The 18,359-nt window shown below is 45.2% G+C and carries 16 protein-coding genes and 2 tRNA genes; 6 read left to right on the top strand and 12 right to left on the bottom strand.

The features are described 5' to 3' along the window. Both AC06L3_RS05970 and AC06L3_RS05965 read right to left on the bottom strand, forming a co-directional pair. Positions 1-496 (bottom strand): tyrosine-type recombinase/integrase (locus AC06L3_RS05970; RefSeq protein ID WP_475669710.1); only part of this gene is annotated, 496 nt, incomplete at its 3' end. Between the two features lie 136 nt (positions 497-632). After that, the gene (locus AC06L3_RS05965) at positions 633-2,198 is read right to left on the bottom strand and encodes a M20/M25/M40 family metallo-hydrolase (RefSeq protein ID WP_475669709.1); all 1,566 of its coding nucleotides are present in this window, start codon (positions 2,196-2,198) and stop codon (positions 633-635) included. 94 nt (positions 2,199-2,292) lie between these two features. Here AC06L3_RS05965 and mtnN point away from each other — a divergent pair, with 94 nt between their 5' ends. After that, positions 2,293-2,925, top strand: a complete 633-nt coding sequence (mtnN, locus tag AC06L3_RS05960) for a 5'-methylthioadenosine/S-adenosylhomocysteine nucleosidase (protein ID WP_475669708.1) — start codon at positions 2,293-2,295, stop codon at positions 2,923-2,925. Between the two features lie 7 nt (positions 2,926-2,932). On the opposite strand, the gene AC06L3_RS05955 is transcribed toward mtnN, so the two are convergent. Together AC06L3_RS05955 and AC06L3_RS05950 are read right to left on the bottom strand one after the other, a co-directional pair. Then, positions 2,933-5,998 (bottom strand): golvesin C-terminal-like domain-containing protein, encoded by a 3,066-nt coding sequence (locus AC06L3_RS05955; protein ID WP_475669707.1) that lies wholly within the window; start codon positions 5,996-5,998, stop codon positions 2,933-2,935. A gap of 30 nt (positions 5,999-6,028) precedes the next feature. Beyond that, on the bottom strand, positions 6,029-6,802 hold the full coding sequence (locus AC06L3_RS05950; protein ID WP_475669706.1) for a prolyl oligopeptidase family serine peptidase: 774 nt from the start codon (positions 6,800-6,802) through the stop codon (positions 6,029-6,031). A gap of 153 nt (positions 6,803-6,955) precedes the next feature. On the opposite strand from AC06L3_RS05950, the gene AC06L3_RS05945 reads away from it, so the two are divergent. Beyond that, entirely contained in the window at positions 6,956-7,978 is a 1,023-nt protein-coding gene (locus tag AC06L3_RS05945) for a D-cysteine desulfhydrase family protein (protein WP_475669705.1), read from the top strand. Between the two features lie 112 nt (positions 7,979-8,090). After that, positions 8,091-8,163 (top strand) — tRNA-Lys (locus AC06L3_RS05940). Between the two features lie 79 nt (positions 8,164-8,242). Here AC06L3_RS05940 and AC06L3_RS05935 read toward each other — a convergent pair. Genes AC06L3_RS05935 through AC06L3_RS05915 form a run of 5 tightly spaced genes read right to left on the bottom strand, consistent with a single transcriptional unit; the run spans position 8,243 to position 12,635 of the window. Beyond that, positions 8,243-9,520 (bottom strand): Y-family DNA polymerase, encoded by a 1,278-nt coding sequence (locus tag AC06L3_RS05935; protein ID WP_475669704.1) that lies wholly within the window; start codon positions 9,518-9,520, stop codon positions 8,243-8,245. Positions 9,521-9,530: 10 nt separating this feature from the next. Then, positions 9,531-9,974 (bottom strand): LexA family protein, encoded by a 444-nt coding sequence (locus AC06L3_RS05930; protein WP_475669703.1) that lies wholly within the window; start codon positions 9,972-9,974, stop codon positions 9,531-9,533. Next, positions 9,974-10,831 carry a 4Fe-4S binding protein gene (locus tag AC06L3_RS05925; protein WP_475669702.1) on the bottom strand — a complete coding sequence of 286 codons (858 nt, stop codon included), beginning with the start codon at positions 10,829-10,831 and terminating at the stop codon, positions 9,974-9,976. The genes AC06L3_RS05930 and AC06L3_RS05925 overlap by 1 nt, the downstream gene beginning before the upstream one ends. 11 nt (positions 10,832-10,842) lie before the next feature. Beyond that, a complete protein-coding gene (locus AC06L3_RS05920) occupies positions 10,843-11,592 on the bottom strand; it encodes an acyl-[acyl-carrier-protein] thioesterase (protein ID WP_475669701.1) in 750 nt (249 codons plus the stop codon). A 20-nt stretch (positions 11,593-11,612) separates the two neighbouring features. Next, on the bottom strand, positions 11,613-12,635 hold the full coding sequence (locus AC06L3_RS05915; RefSeq protein WP_475669700.1) for a serine hydrolase domain-containing protein: 1,023 nt from the start codon (positions 12,633-12,635) through the stop codon (positions 11,613-11,615). A gap of 131 nt (positions 12,636-12,766) precedes the next feature. Between AC06L3_RS05915 and AC06L3_RS05910 the strand changes: the two genes are divergently transcribed. Then, positions 12,767-12,854 (top strand) — tRNA-Ser (locus AC06L3_RS05910). A 395-nt stretch (positions 12,855-13,249) separates the two neighbouring features. On the opposite strand, the gene AC06L3_RS05905 is transcribed toward AC06L3_RS05910, so the two are convergent. The 3 genes from AC06L3_RS05905 to AC06L3_RS05895 form a co-directional block, all read right to left on the bottom strand. Next, on the bottom strand, positions 13,250-15,205 hold the full coding sequence (locus tag AC06L3_RS05905; RefSeq protein WP_475669699.1) for a M56 family metallopeptidase: 1,956 nt from the start codon (positions 15,203-15,205) through the stop codon (positions 13,250-13,252). A gap of 1 nt (position 15,206) precedes the next feature. Then, a complete protein-coding gene (locus tag AC06L3_RS05900) occupies positions 15,207-15,599 on the bottom strand; it encodes a BlaI/MecI/CopY family transcriptional regulator (protein ID WP_475669698.1) in 393 nt (130 codons plus the stop codon). Between the two features lie 166 nt (positions 15,600-15,765). After that, positions 15,766-16,434, bottom strand: a complete 669-nt coding sequence (locus tag AC06L3_RS05895) for a hypothetical protein (RefSeq protein WP_475669697.1) — start codon at positions 16,432-16,434, stop codon at positions 15,766-15,768. 683 nt (positions 16,435-17,117) lie between these two features. On the opposite strand from AC06L3_RS05895, the gene AC06L3_RS05890 reads away from it, so the two are divergent. Both AC06L3_RS05890 and AC06L3_RS05885 read left to right on the top strand, forming a co-directional pair. Continuing rightward, a complete protein-coding gene (locus tag AC06L3_RS05890; protein ID WP_475669696.1) occupies positions 17,118-17,534 on the top strand; it encodes a PaaI family thioesterase in 417 nt (138 codons plus the stop codon). Beyond that, positions 17,531-18,359, top strand: an 829-nt coding sequence (locus AC06L3_RS05885) for a chorismate-binding protein (RefSeq protein ID WP_475669695.1), incomplete at its 3' end; no start/stop codon positions are given. The genes AC06L3_RS05890 and AC06L3_RS05885, both read left to right, overlap by 4 nt.

Here is an 18,359-nt window from a genome sequence, read left to right as displayed (position 1 = left end):
TCTTCCCGCGGTCATAGTCGATGTCGCCCAGTTCGAGGTTCAGCACCTCGCTCTTGCGCATCCCGGTGTCATACAGAAGACCGAGAAGAGCCTTCTCCCGAAGATCCTTGCAGGACTTCAGCAATGCGCGCACCTCTCTCTGGGACAGGACGACAGGCAGAGACTTGCTTTTCGGGATGGGGGGATTTGCGGACAACGGGCATTCCAGATCGAACACCTTGAAGTACTTGCGCACGCTGTATACCGCATGCTTCATGTGCGAACCGGAGACGGTCTTTTTCAGCAGTGCGTTGTAGTAGTCCGTGTATCCGGACTCGGAGATTCCCTCCGGCAGACGGCCAAAGTGATTGCACAAAAGCGACAGATGATGGCTGTAATTGAAGATTGTGTGTGAACTTGCCGACTCATTTTCGAGTCTTTTCGAAAAAAAATCGTACCTTGCGGCGAAGAACGGAACATCCTGGATGGCCCGCTCAATAGAGCTTAATTGCTTCATACACTGGTTGATTAATAGATAATTTGTCGATTAAATTAATCAAAACCAGTGTATTTCTTATATCATTACATTGGAGGACTCGGCAGCAATCGCTGCGGCTCCCCGGCAGGGGTTAGTACAACCCATCTTACAAATTCTATTTGTCTGAATACAATCCTGTGCGGTTGAGAATATGGTCAAGGTTCGCCAATCTGTAAATGAGAATTGCATTCACGATTGCGCTGTGCTCCATATACTCAGGAATACATTTATTGTAATTATCCCGCTCCGAATGCCAGATTTCACCGTAACTGAAGTTATAGCCCTTTACATCAGAGAGATTTATACTTACCGTTGGAACACCGTTCATAGCAAAATATGCATGATCGGAACCGCCTCCTCTGGTAGGGCGAGGTCCAGGTTTCCTTTCATTCTTAATCACTTCAAAAGGGAAATCAGGATTTATATCGTTTATACCTTCTGCAGCTGCTACAAAATCGTCATACATTGCAGGTATCACAGTAACGGAAGAGGCAACCTGAGGTCCGCCATCGCGGTTGAAATAATTGGATACTTTCTCCATATCCACAGTGTTGTTCTGCACAAAGTACTTGGAGCCGAGCAGTCCGAATTCCTCCGCTGTCCATATTGCAAACATTATGCTTCTCTTAGATTTTGCACCTGCAAGGGCAAGCAGACGGGCGGATTCAAGATTCACGCTCACTCCCTGACCATCGTCAATGGCTCCGCAGGAAGCATCGTATGAATCAAGATGTCCGCCGGAAATCACGTATTCATCCGGATATTCACTGCCTTTCATTACTGCAATCACGTTGCTGAAAGGTACAGGCCCCTCAATGAAGTGATTCCTTATATCGAATTCAAGAAGGAAATCCTCCCTGCGTGAGGCTTTTTCATAGATGATATCATACTGTTTGGAATCCAATTTAATATCGCAGACTGTTGGAAGGCTGTCAATAGTGAAATCATTGCAGTTAGCTCTGTTGTACAGCACAGTGATAGGCACTTTTGCCGATTGAATGAATCCCAGAGCACCGGCTTCAACCATTTCCTTGTAAAGCAGCGCAGGAGTCTGGTCCTCCTTGAGCAACTCTTTCTTCTTATCCTTGTGTTTTTCGTTCCAGGCCCATATTTCACGGTTGACTTTCCTTATGGAATCGTTCTTCTGAAGGATAGCGTTGCGCTTTTCATTGGCCTTTGCGCTGCCATCAAGAGCGAATCCGTTTGACTTCCCTCCTATCAGCACCCAAGCACCGGCGATAGTCTTTTTCATCCTCTGGAACTCTTCGCGCGTTCTTGGCTCTATCACAACATGACCCTTCTGAGGACCTTTGGTACCGGCGGTATATGAAGGAGTGCCAAAGTGCAGAACCATTCCATCTTCAGACAGCATGCGGCCGGACCAAGGACCGCGGTTGAAGCCTACAGGCATAGTACCAACCTGCTGTAGCGTAACTTCATAGCCCCATTTCTCCAATTGCTTCTTCACCCACTGTTCAGCACGCAGCAAAGCATCGGAACCTACTATTCGCCCGCCAATCCTGTTGGCAAGCATGTCTTCGTGAACCATGACCTTGTTGTCGGCTTTTCCAGCCTCGATTATTTTGGAAACGACTGCATCGTTTTCCTGGGCAACGGCCCCGAACGGAATGAAAGTCATTACCGAGAATGCTGCGGCAATGGCAAGGATTGAACGTTTCATATAGTTTTGTAATGAGTTTCGGAATGTAATTTTAACAATAATTAACTACTTTTGCAAAGTAGCAAATTAAATACTTGCGAAACTTGAGTAAGATATGAGAAAGATTGGTATTATCTGCGCAATGCAGAAGGAACTGGACAGACTGGTAAAGGAATTCCCTGAAGGAGGCAATATCAAATGCGTTCTTTCCGGCATAGGCAAGGTGAATGCAGCAGTGGCTACAGAAAGGCTGATAAGCGATTTCAAACCGGACTGCATACTTTCTATAGGTGTGGCAGGAACTTTTGTTGAAGGCCTCAATGAAGGAGAAACCGTTATAGTTTCACGCACAGCCTACCACGATGTATGGTGCGGCAGCAAATTCCCTTTCGGACAGATGATGGGACTGCCACAATATTTCGAGAGCGATCCCCAGCTGCTTGAATGCGCAAAGGCGAATATTGAAAATGCACGCACTGGTCTGCTCTGCACAGGTGACCAGTTCTATATCAGCCAGGAAGAGGACGAGCGTCAGAAGAAGCTCTATCCAGATGCATTGGCAATAGATATGGAAGGTGCGGCAGTTGCTCAGGTATGCTATCTTCACAAAATGCCATTCCTTGCCCTGAAGATAATCAGCGACAACCACGTTGACGGCCATCAGATGGCCCATTATGAGGATTTCTGGAAAAATATGGCGGACAGGTCATTTACAGCCGTCCGCCAATTGTTGAATGCAATTATGTAGCAAATTTCTATTTAGCAAAGAAATCCGTAATCTCCTTCATAAGCTCCGCCTGTTGCTTGCAGCAAGGTATTGTCTCAAACGGGAATCCGAAAGCCACAACTTTGTAATCACCGCTGAATGCAGTGGCACAAGGCACATTGTTTGCATAACGGTAAATTATGCAGGCACCGTCTCCTACAGCATTGATTCCATCAGGTGACTCAACAGCATATATTCTGTCATTGAACTCCTGTGTGAAGTAATAGCTGCCCTTGAATCCGTAAGGGTTGCCGGCATATTTCAATGCACCGGTGATGGTAGCATAATCAGTGAGCCAGTTGTAATGCAGAACCTCCTCAGCGAATTTCTTGCCTTCATCGGTTACATTATAGCTGTCCCAAAGGTCTGTTGCAATGCTTGATCCGGAAACCATTATGTTTCCGCCTGCCTGAGCGTATGACCTTATCTTCTCTTGAAGAGCGTGCGGATAAGTTTCATATTTTACCGGAACCTTTCCATTACCCATCATTGTCTGCATCTGCTTGCCCAGGATGAAATCAACCATATAGTATGAGTTAAGGAAATTGCCGTTCTCTACAGCGCCAAGTGAACTTGATGCAAATGCGTAACCGTTTGCCATCAAGGCCTTTCCGTGCGCATAAACGAAATCGAAAGTATTACCTGCAATAACTTCATCCGCCTTGTCGTCGTAACAAGCTCCGAAGCCTGCGGAATCATCGTCAAACCAAGGAATGCTTCTTCTGTACTCGTACTGGCTACCAATGTAGGAAATATCATAAAGATAAGGAACGCCGAAATCCTTTCTGTCATAGAAGCCTGCAAAACTTGTATCTTTCTGGAAGAAATATGGTGCACTCAAACGTGTGAAACCATTTACCACAAGGGCAACTCTGTTCACATTTCCTGCAGCAGGAATTCCAACAGCGAGAACCTCAGAAGGGAAGCTCTTACCGCCTTCATTCAAAGCCTCAACCTTGAATGAGTAAATCTTGCCAGCTTCAAGACCCTTGACTTCATAAGAAGGAGAATCAACCACAACTCCGTTGTCAAATGCATTGTCATCTATCCTTGTATAAACAATATAACGCTTAGCAACTGCGGTAGGTTCAAGCTTGTCCTCGCTTGGAGCCCAGCTCAAACGGGCACCACCGTCAACGAGTTCGGCCCTGAAATCCTTTACAGGAAGCGGAGCAATCACGTACGGAGTCTGGTATCTGACACTCAGGAACTTGACCATTCCCTTATATATTGCACGACTCACTGTGAATCTGAACTCCGGATTCAGACCGTATTTCAAATCCGCAAAATTCTGGTGGCTCAGGAATTCGAGCAGCATTGCCGGAACTTCAGGTGTACGCGATTCTGAATATGACCTGTCCCACAGCCCTCTCCTGCTCCAGGATGGTTCATACAAAGCTCGTACGTCATTAACTATCTCAGTCTGAACGATATCTGCGTATTCACGGCCTAGCATCCTGTCCTCACCGTTTGCGTACTTGTCGGAATCGTTTGAGAAGCGCGTATAGATTGAAAGGGTACCTACTATTGAATCATCCTTGAATGTACCTGCATCTGTATGGAAAGCGAATGAAAGATCTACCGGCACCTTGTATCCTGGTGCCTTTGGATTTCTGTCGGAGCCGCCTACAAGGGCATTTATCCAGCGTCCGCGTGATGTATAGTCATCCTGATAATCGTTCACGTTATTTGTAGATGAATAGATTGAGTCCACAAAACCGCTCCACTGCAACCAATACCTGGAGCCCTCTGTGAATCTTGGCATACCGCTTGTTACAGGCTCCATTTCGTATGGAAGAACGGATGTTGAACTTCTGGCCATATTACCCATACCGCCACCGAACTTCACACCGTCCGCTGTCACAACAAGTTTGGAAGCATTCTTGCTTTCAGATTCATTGGAAAGATATACTCCTTGCGTATCCGATCCCTTATCAAACAGGAACTTGCCAAGGTATACCCACATACCGCCGGCCATCTTCTGATTGACCTTGAACTGCTTGCTGCCTCCCTTGAACTTAACGGTATACTCCGCAGCATCGGTGCTGTTAGGCAGGCTTGCGTATGATACATACACACCATATTCACCTGTCTTTGGAACCTTAGGAAGCCAGCATACTGTGCTTGCCTTCTGGTCGGAGCCTTTCCTTACCATTTTTGCACAGCGATAGTTACCCGCCTTGAACGGATTCTGACCGAACTCCCATACCTTCTGTGCATTGGCGAAACCTGGTTCAATACTGTTGTTCCAGGCATTGCTGCCTTCAGACTCCATATAAAGTCCTGTGTTCTCACATCCAGCATATGATGCGTTGTTATCAACAAGTATTTCAGTCTTCTGTATATCACGTTCGCGTGGAAGAAGCACTACCGCTCCGGCATTCTCGAGCATTGGAACCAGGAATGGCAGGACATAGCTCTGTGTGTAAAGGTCCTCGATGGTTTCAAGAAGCTTTGCCCGCTGCCACTCCCATCGCTGTAGCTTATTCTCAAAATAATAACCATGGCTCTGCCACATTCCAATGTGTCTTCCTGCCAGACCCTTGGTTATAGTATAAGGAAGGTTCTCCTCGCTGACAAGTGCAGGCTGAGCTGCATTTTTCCTCTTCTTAGGAGGATTGTATCTGCTCGGCTGGTTACCGTTTTCATCAAGGCTTGAGTAGTAACGGCTCTTCATCTGTTCTATCGGCTTGCCGTTTATCCACAACTCTATCTTCTTTCCGGGGAAGTATGGTCTTGCTATCTCATACATTCCCTTTATGGTTTCATCCCTGTAAGGATAATCATTCATCAGATCGGCGAAATGCACCTGGGTGACCTTCTTCACTTTCTTGATTTCCTTTACATAAACAGGCACTCTGATGGAAGCCAGAGGTGCAAGGTATGCCTTGATCTCCTCCGACATCTTGACCATGGCCGAATCCTTCATAGGTGAACCGCTGGTGTTCATCTCAATCAAAGGATTTCCTGCAGCCTGCGCAGCGAAATTGAATCCAACGAGAAGCGCTGCTGCAAGCACTGCACATCGTGCAGCCGAGACAATAAATTTCTTCATATTATTCTGTATAACTATTTACCTGGTGTATTATTTATGGTACGAGAAATACTTATCAAGGAATTCCTCGGTACATTCTGCGGAATCGCCGCCATGCTTCTGGTCGGCACAATATTTATAGGTGATCAGATTCCTGCTGGCCAGTTTCTCAACCTCTGCCGTGCAGTCATGCTCACTTGAAGTGTTGAAGAAGAATACAGGGATTTTGGTTTCCCTTGGCCTGCCGCAGGACTGAGCCATTGCCACTGCAAAGACCTCAGGATGTGTCTCAACGAAATCCCAGGTGCCTGTACCGCCATCGGAAGAACCGGCAAGGTAGATTCGTGAAGTATCTATCAGGCCTTTTTCAGCATAATCGTCTATGATATTCTTTATTTCATAGTAGCAGTCACGCCATGCGATAGGCTTAGGATCAACAGCCCTGTGGCATACAGGGAAAAGAGCAATGGCCTTGATGTCCTTTTTCTGAAGATAATTGAGAATGCTGTCATCCGCAGCAACACAGTCAAGATGGTTGAATGCGAACAAATCATGCTTTGCAACATCGTGAACGCCACCGTGCAACCACAGGAAGAGGATTGACTTGCCAGGCTTCTCCTGATGAATGTTCACCACCTTGCAAGGCAGATTGTACACGAATGTGCCGTTGGCCACAGTCTGAACATACATGGTATCATGTACGTATGAAATATTTGTGGCAGACTTGTTCGGGCTGCTTGAGACTGAAACGCCGATGCAGGAACTCAGGAAAGTCATGGCCACAAAGGCACATATACCATACTTTGCGATAGTTTTTAAATTCATATGATTATCCAATTTATTGATTATCAGTAACTGAAATTTTTCAATCTTCCACTTTCCACCATAAGCGGCACTGAAAGCGATTGAATAGGTAAAAATACGAAAAAATCCCTATTTTTGTAGAAACATTCGACAAAATCATAAAACTTGAATACAATGAAGAAATTCAACTTTGCAAACCTGCCTACCAGGATTGAGAAACTAGAAAGACTCTCAAAGGAAACAGGAGCCAACATTTACATCAAAAGGGATGACCAGACCGGAAGCGAATTCTCAGGAAACAAAATAAGGAAACTTGAATTCAGCGTAAAGGAAGCGCTGGAAAACGGATGCAACTTTCTTATCACATGCGGTGGCATACAGAGCAACCACTGCCGCGCCACCGTAGCAATTGCCACCAAGTTGGGCCTCAAGAGTGCCGTCCTGCTGAGAATCTCGGAGCAGCCACCTGTAAAGGGAAACTATTTCCTTGACAAGCTTATGGGTGCCGACGTAAGATTCTGTACACGCGAGGAATACAGCAACAGCAGAATGCAGATTATGGAAAAAATGGCAGCCGGTTATGCTGCACAGGGGTACAAGCCATACATCATTCCGGAGGGTGCATCAAACGAAGTAGGCACAATGGGTTATTTCACAGCAATGAAGGAAATTGCATTGCAGGAACAGGAGCTCGGAATAAAATTCGACACAGTTGTCTGCGCTACAGGAAGCGGTGGAACATATTCCGGCCTCTATCTTGGCAACGAACTCTTCTGCCTTGGCAAGAGAGTGCTCGGTTTCTGCGTATGCGACAACAATCAATATTTCACCGACATTGCAAAGAAACTTGCACCAGGAGCCATCAGATATTTCTCTGATGAAGAAAAGGCGCTTGCCGGGAAAGTGTTCGGAAACGAAGGCCCGAACCCTGAGCACATTGAGTTCTGTGACGGATATGTTGGTATCGGATACGCTCTCAGCCGCCCTGAAGAACTGGAATTCATCAAGAAGATTGCTCGTCTTGAAGGTCTTGTTCTTGACCCCGTATATACAGGAAAGGCAATGTACGGTGTATATAACGAACTCAAGGAAGGCGGAATACTTCACGATCACGTAGGAACAGACAAGAACATTCTCTTCATTCACACAGGAGGTCTGTACGGCTTATTCCCTGTAAGTGAGTCATTTGTGTGGTAAATACAGTTTCAGGGGCAGCAGGAGTGAATTTTCCGCAAAAAAAATATCCCAAAAAAGTGCAGAAAAATTTGCTATATGAAAAAAAAGCACTACTTTTGCAATCCCAAACGATGACTCGCTAGCTCAGTTGGTAGAGCACTTGACTCTTAATCAAGGGGTCGTGGGTTCGACCCCCACGCGGGTCACATAAAAAAGCTTCAAGGTCTCCTTGGAGCTTTTTCTGTTTTTCACGTCAATCTGAGTTGCCGTTCGGTGCGGGCTAAACTATTTTGCGGTAATGATATCGTTGATATCCGTAGTCTGATTCTTCTTTTGCTGTAAATTGTTGAGCTTGACTTCTGGCCTGCTGAATGTCTGGGAGGCAAGTTTGACGGAATCCATTCCGTACTTTGTGGTTATATCATCAAGAACACCCATAAGCTTTTCCGACTTATCCAAGTCTTTTGGTTCGCAGCTGAAAAGATCAAGCTGAATGGCATTGTCGTAGGAGATATCCGAGAGGACAACGCCTGCCCTCTTGTACTGGTATCCTGGCTGGTAGATTCTCTCAAGAACACGCACCGCCGCCTGAGTGATTTCCATTGTATCAAAGCTTGCCACAGGCAATTTTTCAGTATCGTAGTTGTTATACTGCTCAAGATCATACCTGTGCGGATTGGTACTGAGAAAAGCAGAAACACTCTGGCAAACAGAATGTTGGTCGCGCAATTTACGAGCGGCTGCAACTGCATATTCAGCAATGTATGAATGCAGTTTCTTCAAGTCGTCGGTCATGAAGGCAAAGGTCCGTGTATGGGCTATTGACTTCTGCTGCACCGGGTTTTCAATGTCAATCGAAGGGGTTCCGTGCAGTTCCTGCCAGGTCCTGACACCATTCACGTTGAGCAGCCTTCTGACTTCATACAGGTTACAATTGTAAAACTGCAGGGCCGTGGATATTCCACGTGCTTCAAGCCTTGGCGCTGTCCTTCTGCCTATACCCCAGACTTCCGCTATGGGAAATCCTTTCAAGGCTGTCTCTATCTTTTCCGGCGGCAGCACACATACGCCCTTGTATCCAGCATAATGTTTTGAATACCAGGTTGCCACCTTCGCAAGAGTGCACGACAACGACAGGCCGCAACTTACAGGAATACCGGTGCATTTCTCAATATGTGCCTTGATTTCAAGAGCTGTTTTCCTGAGTTCCTCAGGCTCATCCGTTGGCAGTTCACCAAAGAATTCGTCTACGGAATATTGCTTGAAATTCAGAACAAGATCCTGCTCCTTTACAACCTGCATCAGCCGTCTTGAAATGTCAACGTACTTGGGAAGGTTTGCCGGGAACACGGCAACCTTGTGAGCATTGAGTATGTCCTTGACCTTGAACACCGGATTTCCACGCTTAAGGCCCAATGCCTTGGCCTCCTTTGACAATGCCAGGATTATGCCTCCGCCGGCCTCATTGCAATTGGCTACAACAACAGGCTTGCCCACGAGATCCGGTCTGAACGAAATCTCGCAGGAAGCGAAGAACGAATTGCAGTCAATATGAAGTATCATTGATAACAGCTTAGAACTTCTTCTTCATCACCCACATGACTACGCCAAAAATGCGCAGTTCGACAGAATTGCAAACCTTGATAGGCTTGTAATTCGAGTTGCCCGGCATAAGGTAGATTTCTCCGTCCTTCTCAACAATGCGCTTGAGGGCGAACTCTCCCTTGTACATCACAACCGAAACATTGTTCCTGCTTGGATAAATGGAACGGTCCACAACAAGCAGGTCACCTTCATCAATGCCTTCCTCGGTCATGGAATCACCGATTACACGAACTATATATGAGGTGGCGGGATGTTTGACAAGTTCCTTGTTCAAGTCAATCGGCTGCGACATGTATGCATCATCCACCGGGCTTGGAAATCCGGCATGTACATCAACTTCCGCCACCGATATGCAAGGCTGCGTATCCAGGGCCAGAGGGTGGAATTCCAGTTGTATATTCTTGTTTCCCATTAGAAGAAAAGTTCAGGCTCCTTGCGGATATTTGCGTAGTTTCTTTCCAATATACCAAGATGTTCCAGATATCTCTCATCCTCAAACCTCTTGGCTCCTGCAGGACATCTTTTCACGCAGGCATTGCACTTTATGCATATTCCATTCACCAGAGCGGGATTGTTCGCATCAATGGAACCCATAGGGCACATGCGCACGCATTCGCCGCATCCCGAGCATTTTGAAGAGTCTGTCACAGGCTTGGCCTTCCTGATATCAAAAGGTTTTCCATTGTCATCCACAGCGCTGAAGAAACGGTAAGGCACGTTCCCCGGTATCTCCAGTTCCTTTCTTTTTCCACCGGCGATGGTTTCACAAATCCTTTCTCCGAACGCCTTTGCCACTGCCAGATCCTGAGCATCTGGTCTGCCTGCACCTAGAACATTTGAAAAGCAATGTTCCGCTGAAAAAGCCGCGGCGGCAACGCCGCAGTCAAAGCCTCCGGCTTTCATGAGGTCACGCAATTCAAGCAGTGCATCATCATAGTTTCTGTTGCCATAGACCACTACTGGTATGCCAACAGCACCGCCTCCCACAATCCTGCACAGGAAAGGTTTGATCAGATTGGGTACGCGTCCGATATAAACGGGTACACCGAATATTACAATATCATTTTCGTTGAAACTCAAAGGTTTGACTGCGCAAGTATCAGGCTGCTGCTCTCCCAGCAGGCCTGCGGCTGTACGCTGGGAAGGAGTTGTTATATCTTCTGTAACCATCGGCAGTGAAAGAGTGTTGGAAATGGATTCCGCAATGGCTTTCACAATGGTGGAAGTTGTCTGGGTTGCGCTGAAATATAATGCGTGGACTATTTTCATGGAATTATTGTTTATGAAAAGATGAGTTTGCAGATGAAAATCTGCTGGCCGTCTTCAGAGAGGCCTTCCACGAAGTGCTCGCTGTGCTCTTCCATTGTTCTGGTGCCAAGGAAAAGCTTCACGTCCTCTCCAAGGTGCGCTTCACGGTTGAAGTTAATAAGCAGTTCCTTCAGATTCCCGTTCACCGTATATTCCTGTGGAAGCACATCAAGAGCCCATTGAACGTACTTTGTGTTGTTTGCATGAATGTTATAGTCTACATCGGAATAGCATACAGGATGAGTTCCTGCGTGCTGCATTTCCAAGCCGGCAGGTATGGTTATTTTGGGGCAGACCTTTTCTATTGACTTTTCATCACATTGCGGCTCTGAAGGGATATAATCCTGAAGAATCTGACCGAACAGCATCTTTCGCTGTGTCTTTTCCATTATGAGCCAGGAACTTGTGGACGCAACAAGCACTTTCCCGTCATTATCGACCATCTGATAGTCCCTCAGATACTGTGCGCCCTGAAGACCACGGTGCCAGGTCTGGAATTCAACATTGTCATACCTGTGTGGAGTGTCAATGAAGCGCAACTGCATTCTTGCAAGCACCCACACGGCATTCAAAGGCTTGAGATCGGAATCGCCGAAATGCATGGAATCCGCTCCCTTGCCTGCGGCATTCTGAGCCAGTTCCATGAATGAAACAGCCCTGAGACGGTATTTTATGTCCGACATGTAACTCGGAACCTCAAAATTGAAAGTATATTTTTCCATTATCCAATCGAATGTTTATATCAGGCTTCCATTTCCAGGGCAGGAAGCAGGTATTCCCAGACTATATCAAGGTATGGCTGATAAAGCGATGAATCTGAAGTGAGTACTATCAGGGCATCCAGATCCGGGAGGACAATTATGTACTGCCCCTCAGAGCCATCGGCACGGACACCGTCATGTGTGCAGCACCACATGAAATAGCAGTAGCCCTGGGTCCAGTCTGCCCGCTTGTCAACAGGACGTTTGGTTGAAACCTGATATCCTGTCATTTCTTCAACCCATTCCCTGCTTATGAGCTGTCTGCCGTTCCACTGGCCATTATCAAGCAGCAGCTGGCCGACTTTTGCCATGTCTTCCGTCTTGATATACAGGCCCCAACCTCCGCAATTGATACCCTGAGGACTTTCCTCCCAAACCGGCTTTTCAATGTGAAGCGGCTCATAAAGTCTGCTGTTCAGATAGTCATTCATCTTTTCACCGGTGACTTTCTGGATCATGGCGCTTACCATATAGGTACCCAACGAATTGTATGCGAAATATGTTCCGGGTTCGTACTCTACATCAGCTGCGAGGAAGCCTGTAACCCAATCCCCGTCTCCTTCCCTTACGGCACTTGCCTCACGCGCCTGACCACAGGTCATTGTAAGAAGATCCCTTACAGTGATTGCCTTGAGATTCTCACTCAAAGTATCCGGCAATTGTTCGGGGAAAATATCAACGACCTTATCTTCAAGCCTGAGTTTGCCTTCTTCGATTGCCATACCGCAAGCAATGGCCGTGAAAGTCTTGCTTACTGAATGCATTACGTGCGGCTGGTCCTCGGAAGCTCCGTTCAGCCATCTTTGAGCAATCACCTTTCCGTGCTGAACGAGCATCACACTGTGAACAGTGATGTGATCCACAGAATCCCGTGCAGCATCACAAGCTGCCACGAAATCGTCTATCTGTTTCTCAATCACCGGATTCACATCCGCCCTTGGCAGATCAACGATTTCCGATTTGCAGGAAAACAATGTTGCCATCAGGCAAAGAGTTACCGCCATCAATACATTTTTCAAGAAAATCCTAACCATAATATCAAATGTATATAATCTTATATTGCAAAGATAACCAATAACAACAATTATGACTATATTTGCAGAAAGGTTTCCACAAAACGGTGAACCATAATTCTGGAAAGATGCTCGAGTGGCTGAAGAGGCACGCCTGGAAAGCGTGTGACCGGCAAAACCGGTTCAGGGGTTCGAATCCCCTTCTTTCCGCAAGATAAACAACAGAAATTCAATGAATCAGCCTCGCAAAGCGAGGCTGATTTTGTTAATGTCAGAGCCCGGGCAAGCTCGCTTGCCCAGGGCTCTGACATTAACAAAATAGCGGCGGCAGCCGCGTAATTCATTGGAACTCCGTTGTGACATCTTGCAAGGGCCCCTCCGGCGAGGAGCAAGGGATGTGGCATGCCACAGCATGGCAAATCCCCCCTTCTTGAAGTCTGATTCCGTGTCCGGAACTCTCTTTGCAACACCATCGGGGTGCAAAAAAGCCGTTTTCGCCCCCGGAACCAGCTATTTGCTATCTTCGGGGTGCAAAACACCTGATTCTGCGCCCCGAACATAAAAGATATCATTACCGCAAAATAATTGATGGACGGTGGTAGTGATTAGTAGCAATAATTTACAGCAAAAAGTACATTCGGATCATCAGGTATATATTTGGTGTTAACTGTTTCTATGATCTCTGCAGGAACAAAGTGGTTATATACAATGTGCATATATAAGTCGATGTTGAGCTTTTCACAGTTACGTTTGTATTTCGCAATGTATTCAGGTATTTTCTCCAAGGATATCTGTTTACCATTAACAAAAGGAACAGCTTCGTTTTTAATCATTTGGAATCTTAAAGAAATAGAGTATCGTGAAGAACGGGTTTCAGCAACAGCTCTTATTCCAGCCCCGTACCTTTGTTCAGCTGTCTTGCCTCGCAAGATAAATACTGATGATGTGGATGACAAGAAATTTTCAAAGTCTGTGAGCCGGCCATTGACAGCAAAATTGATTTCCGGTTCTGCAACATTCCGATCATAACATTGAACGATGAAACTTTCTTCTAACACACGTTCACCACAACAATTTTCGAATTCCGGCAAATCAGCCCCTGGATAATCAATAGCTGCATCATAATTATACATTTGAAAATTATTAAAAGGTTTACTGTCCTTAGTGGTTACTACATAAACCAATGATGGCCCTGATTTTTTTCTTGCACGATAATATGCTATTCCAATGCATCCTGACTCATCAATTGAACGGAACTCTTGTAAAGATGCCAGTTTGTTGTCAATGTATATCCAAGTGTTTTCATTTACCCAGTAAAGTTTCCTTGATTTTGTTGATTCGGCGAACTTGTAACCATTGACTGCAATTACACATCGTTTGTTCATATCATTGAGATTCTTGTAGATTTCAATTCCTCCCCTTTCATCTGGACGCCTAAGCCAGATTTTTTCTTCAAATGAATAGTGAAAGAACGAAACGTTGTCTGATGTGCAATTGTCAGGAACTTTATCAGCATATATAATTAATCTATTGTCTTCTTCAATAAGGTATAGGATCTTGAGTTGTTCCCTTGCAGAAGAATCCAACTTCTGGTTTGAAACAGAAATGCTTCCGTTACCTGCCGCATAGCCGTTTGCTATTGGCTTGACACTGAAAAGACAAATGCATAATAGCGCCAGACACAATGTGGCAATATTTACTGATTTTCCATGATTTTTCTGTTCTCTCATTCTCATATGTAATAGTCTGTTTTTAGTGAAAGAATTGTTCAGTCCCAATGATGCTGAAGGGTTCAGTCCAAATAGCAGTTTTATTATTGTATTTTGATATTCCTCTAACTCAGTTGAGTTTGACAGAGCATCTTGATCTGCTTGCCATTCCTGCACTTCTTCAAGTTTTTTCTCTGACATCCAGGCGAATGGATTGAACCATAGAAATGAGCGGATTAACGAAATTAAAATTTTCTCCTGAGAATGCCTGTGTTTGATGTGGCTTATCTCGTGTTTCAAGAGATGAGTGCGTTCATGCTCCTCATAATCATTTGCAAGGAATATAGTCCGCAAAAAACTGAAAGGAGTTGAAACGTCCTGATTCTCGGCAAGATAATAAAGACCGTATTTGACCACGTGTGATTTATTTCTCAATTTGCGTATTTGAACAAAGGAGATCACCAATAACGATATTGATATTAAAACGCCTGTAATATAAACATATATCATTATTGACGTCCAGTTAATTTCTATTTGAGAATTATGAATATCCGTACCGCCATTGATGATATCTTCAGTCTGTTCTTTCCCAACTTCTGGATGTACAAAGTTTTGTATTGGTGCTTTATCATTATTCTGAACGATGAAATATGATACAAATTGAGAATCTGTGTTATGAATATAAACAGGAATATTCACAGCCGGTATTATATAGGAAATGATTAATGTGGTTATCAGATATCTGCGACAGAAGCGGTAATTGGCCTTTTTGGAAATCAATATATGATACAGGAGCAGGAACAGTCCGCTACAAACTATGGATTCGGCAATATAAATCAAAATATGGGACATATCAGTTCTGTTTAAGTTGATTCATTATTTCAAGAATTTCATCAGCTTCCTTTAAGGAAATGTCCTTGCGCTGTGAAAAGAAAGTTACCAATCTGCTTAACGAACCGTCAAAGAAATTTGAGAGCACGCCGTGCATATATGAATTGGTGTATTCTTCTTTTGAAACAGCCGCTTGGTATACATTGGTACGGCCGTATGATTTATGAACCAGGAACCCTTTGCTGTCCAGTATCCTGACTATAGTGGAAACAGTGTTATATGCTGGTTTTGGCTCATTGAATTTGTCATGAACATCCCTTACTATGAATTCTTTGTTGATTTCCCAAACTATCTGCATTATTTCAAGTTCGGCTTTTGTGAGTTCATTGAACTGTGATTGTTTTTTTGTAGGCATGGTTGAATAGAATTAACGATGCAAATATACAACTATTTATTAAAGTTGCAAACTAATTTATTAGTTTATAAATTTAAATATAAGTAGATATAGCAATTCCCCCTTCAAAAACGGGGCACCAGTAAACTCACGTGTTTGGCAAGTGCTGATTATAATCCCGAGCTTTTTATAATCTGTCAATGCGTTCCAGAACCGAGTCAGGCAGGACATCAAGGCCGAAGTAAAGATGATGTTCAGGGTATCCGAGGAAATTGACATAACGTACAATGAGATCGTAGAGGTCTTTCGCAAGGCCGATGTTTTTCCTTCCGGTTGAGTCAAAGCATATCGGCTCGTGATGTGCAATCCTGTTTCTGAAATTCTTGACAGCCATCAGCTCGTTATATATTGCTCTTTGTCCGAGCCCGTTTGCTTTTGCTGGAAAAATTCTCAACAAGCTCTGGCCGCCAAGTCTGAAAGGCTTCTTTGTGAAAAGATATGTCCAGAATCCGAATGTGACGGATGAAACAATGCGATCATTGGTATATCTTCCGGTAGCAGTAAGATCTGCGATGGTCTTGTCAACAATCGTTTTCTGTGGATGCAGCGAAAGCATCCCGCCAGGTGCAAGCTGACTGCGGATCCAGTCCGAATCATTGAAATACGCCTTGTAATGTTCATTGATGGCATTCCGGAGAATTACTTCAAAGATGTTCAGCATTCCGTAAAACTTCTGGCACAACTTAACATTATGCCGATAAAGGATGAGGGCTTTTGCGGTGTTGCCCCCGCAGGCTATCAGATATTTATTAAGTCTTGCGGCCGAAAAAGCTCTTTCATATTCAGGATAATTCATACGCCTCAATCAAGATTCCTTTTGCAAAGATAAAAATAATCATTACATTTGCATCGTAATCCCCGGATGTCCCTGAGCAATCAAACATTCGGGTTTAGTCTTTTTATAGGGACTCACATCTTTTTTGGTCGCCCGAAGGCTCACACACTCCTTAAACGGGAACACCCGTTTCTGCACCCCGAACATAAACAATATATTTCCGCAAAATAGTTTCAGAACCGTAAAGCAAATCTGGCATACTTCATAGCATCTATAAAACAAAAATTCGTATTATTGCGGACAACAATGATGAAACGGCCACATAATCTTGGTTTTTGTGGAATAAGTGTAACTATATCACCTGTTTATCCACAAATCATGGACATTTGTGGACAAATTGCTGTTCGTGTCCACAATATTGCGCAAATTGTGGCTACTAACCCTTTTCGTTCAACAAAATCACCGGGCACTATCATTGATAAAACACAACCGAACAGATGTTCTGAACCACATCCGAAAAACAGGCACTTTTTCGGATGTTTTCAGCGAAACGGCCGAAATATCAACGTTTTTCGGCGAAACTGTGAATTTCCAGCACTTTAGCCGAAAATATGACCATTTCTCGGCCGGAGTGATCCGGGCGTCCGAGAATTTGACGTTCAACTTTATTTTGCTAATTTTGCATAGCATGAAATGCAGGATACATGGAAATTAACTCTGGTCTCAAGATACTCAATTCTTCAAACAACGGTCTGCACAACACTCTGGGAATGGAGTTCCTTTCAACTCCCGAGTCCGATACCATCATGGCCAGAATGCCTGTGGACGAGCGTCATACACAACCATACGGCATGCTCAGCGGCGGTGCCACAATAGCACTTGCCGAAACTCTTGCCGGCCTGGGCTCCTCAATTCTCTGCCCCGGCAGCTTTCCCTGCGGCACGAATGTGAGCTGCAGCCACGTGCACACGGTAAGGGAAGGGGGAACTGTAACTGCAGTCGGCAGGATAATCCATCGCAGTAAAAAGACACATATCTGGCAGGTGGAGGTCAAGGATGAGCAGGGAGAACTTGTGAGCCTGATCAGCGTTACAAATCTGATTCTGGAGAAAAAGGCATGAACGGCTGCTTTGCATACTACAGGCTCCCAGGTGAGAATGAATATGTGGAAGTAAGCTCTTCTGCTCCCGCAACGGTCCTCAAGGACATATCAGAGGCAGGAAACGCTACGGGCTTTATCATTGCCCCTTTTTCAGTATCATCTTCCACAGCGATAGTTCTGATACCTGCCGAAAATCTTTCCAGCCACCCTGTTACCATTGGAATTGAATCAGGGGAAATGCCAGTAACCCCAGGGGCTGAGGAATCCCAGCCATGTTACGCAAAGGATTTTTCCGAATACGAAAAAGTGTTCGCCTCATTCCATGAAGCGGTTTGTGACGGACGATTCCGCAAGCTGGTGCTTTCAAGAAGCAGAGGCATAGAGTTTGAGGAGCCTGCCTGCTTGAAGGATTTATTCCTCAAGGCATGTGCAATGTATCCGCATCTAATGGTGATGCTCCACCATACAGACATTTCCGGAACCTGGCTTGTAGCCACTCCTGAGCCGTTGATTGAATATCATAACGGTGAATTCCATACCGTTGCGCTCGCAGGCACCATAAACGGTGGTTCATTGGAATCATCGGCAGATGGCTCCGGATTAAATATCTGGGACAGCAAGAACAGAGCGGAGCAGAATGTAGTGGAACGGTTCATAACTGAATCGCTGCTACCCTTTGCCATTGAAATCAGAAAGGAAGGTCCGTATACTTCACAGGCCGGGCATCTTCTGCACCTGAAAACCGACATCCACTTCAAAGCGTCTGAAAGCAAGTTGGGAGAAATCGTATCGGCCCTCCACCCCACCCCCGCCATCTGCGGTCTGCCTCAGAAAGAGGCCCGCG

It is taken from the genome of Candidatus Egerieousia sp. (assembly GCF_056211015.1).
The sequence above is the reverse complement of the archived record's forward strand: the minus strand, read 5'-3'. Positions and strand labels throughout refer to the sequence as shown.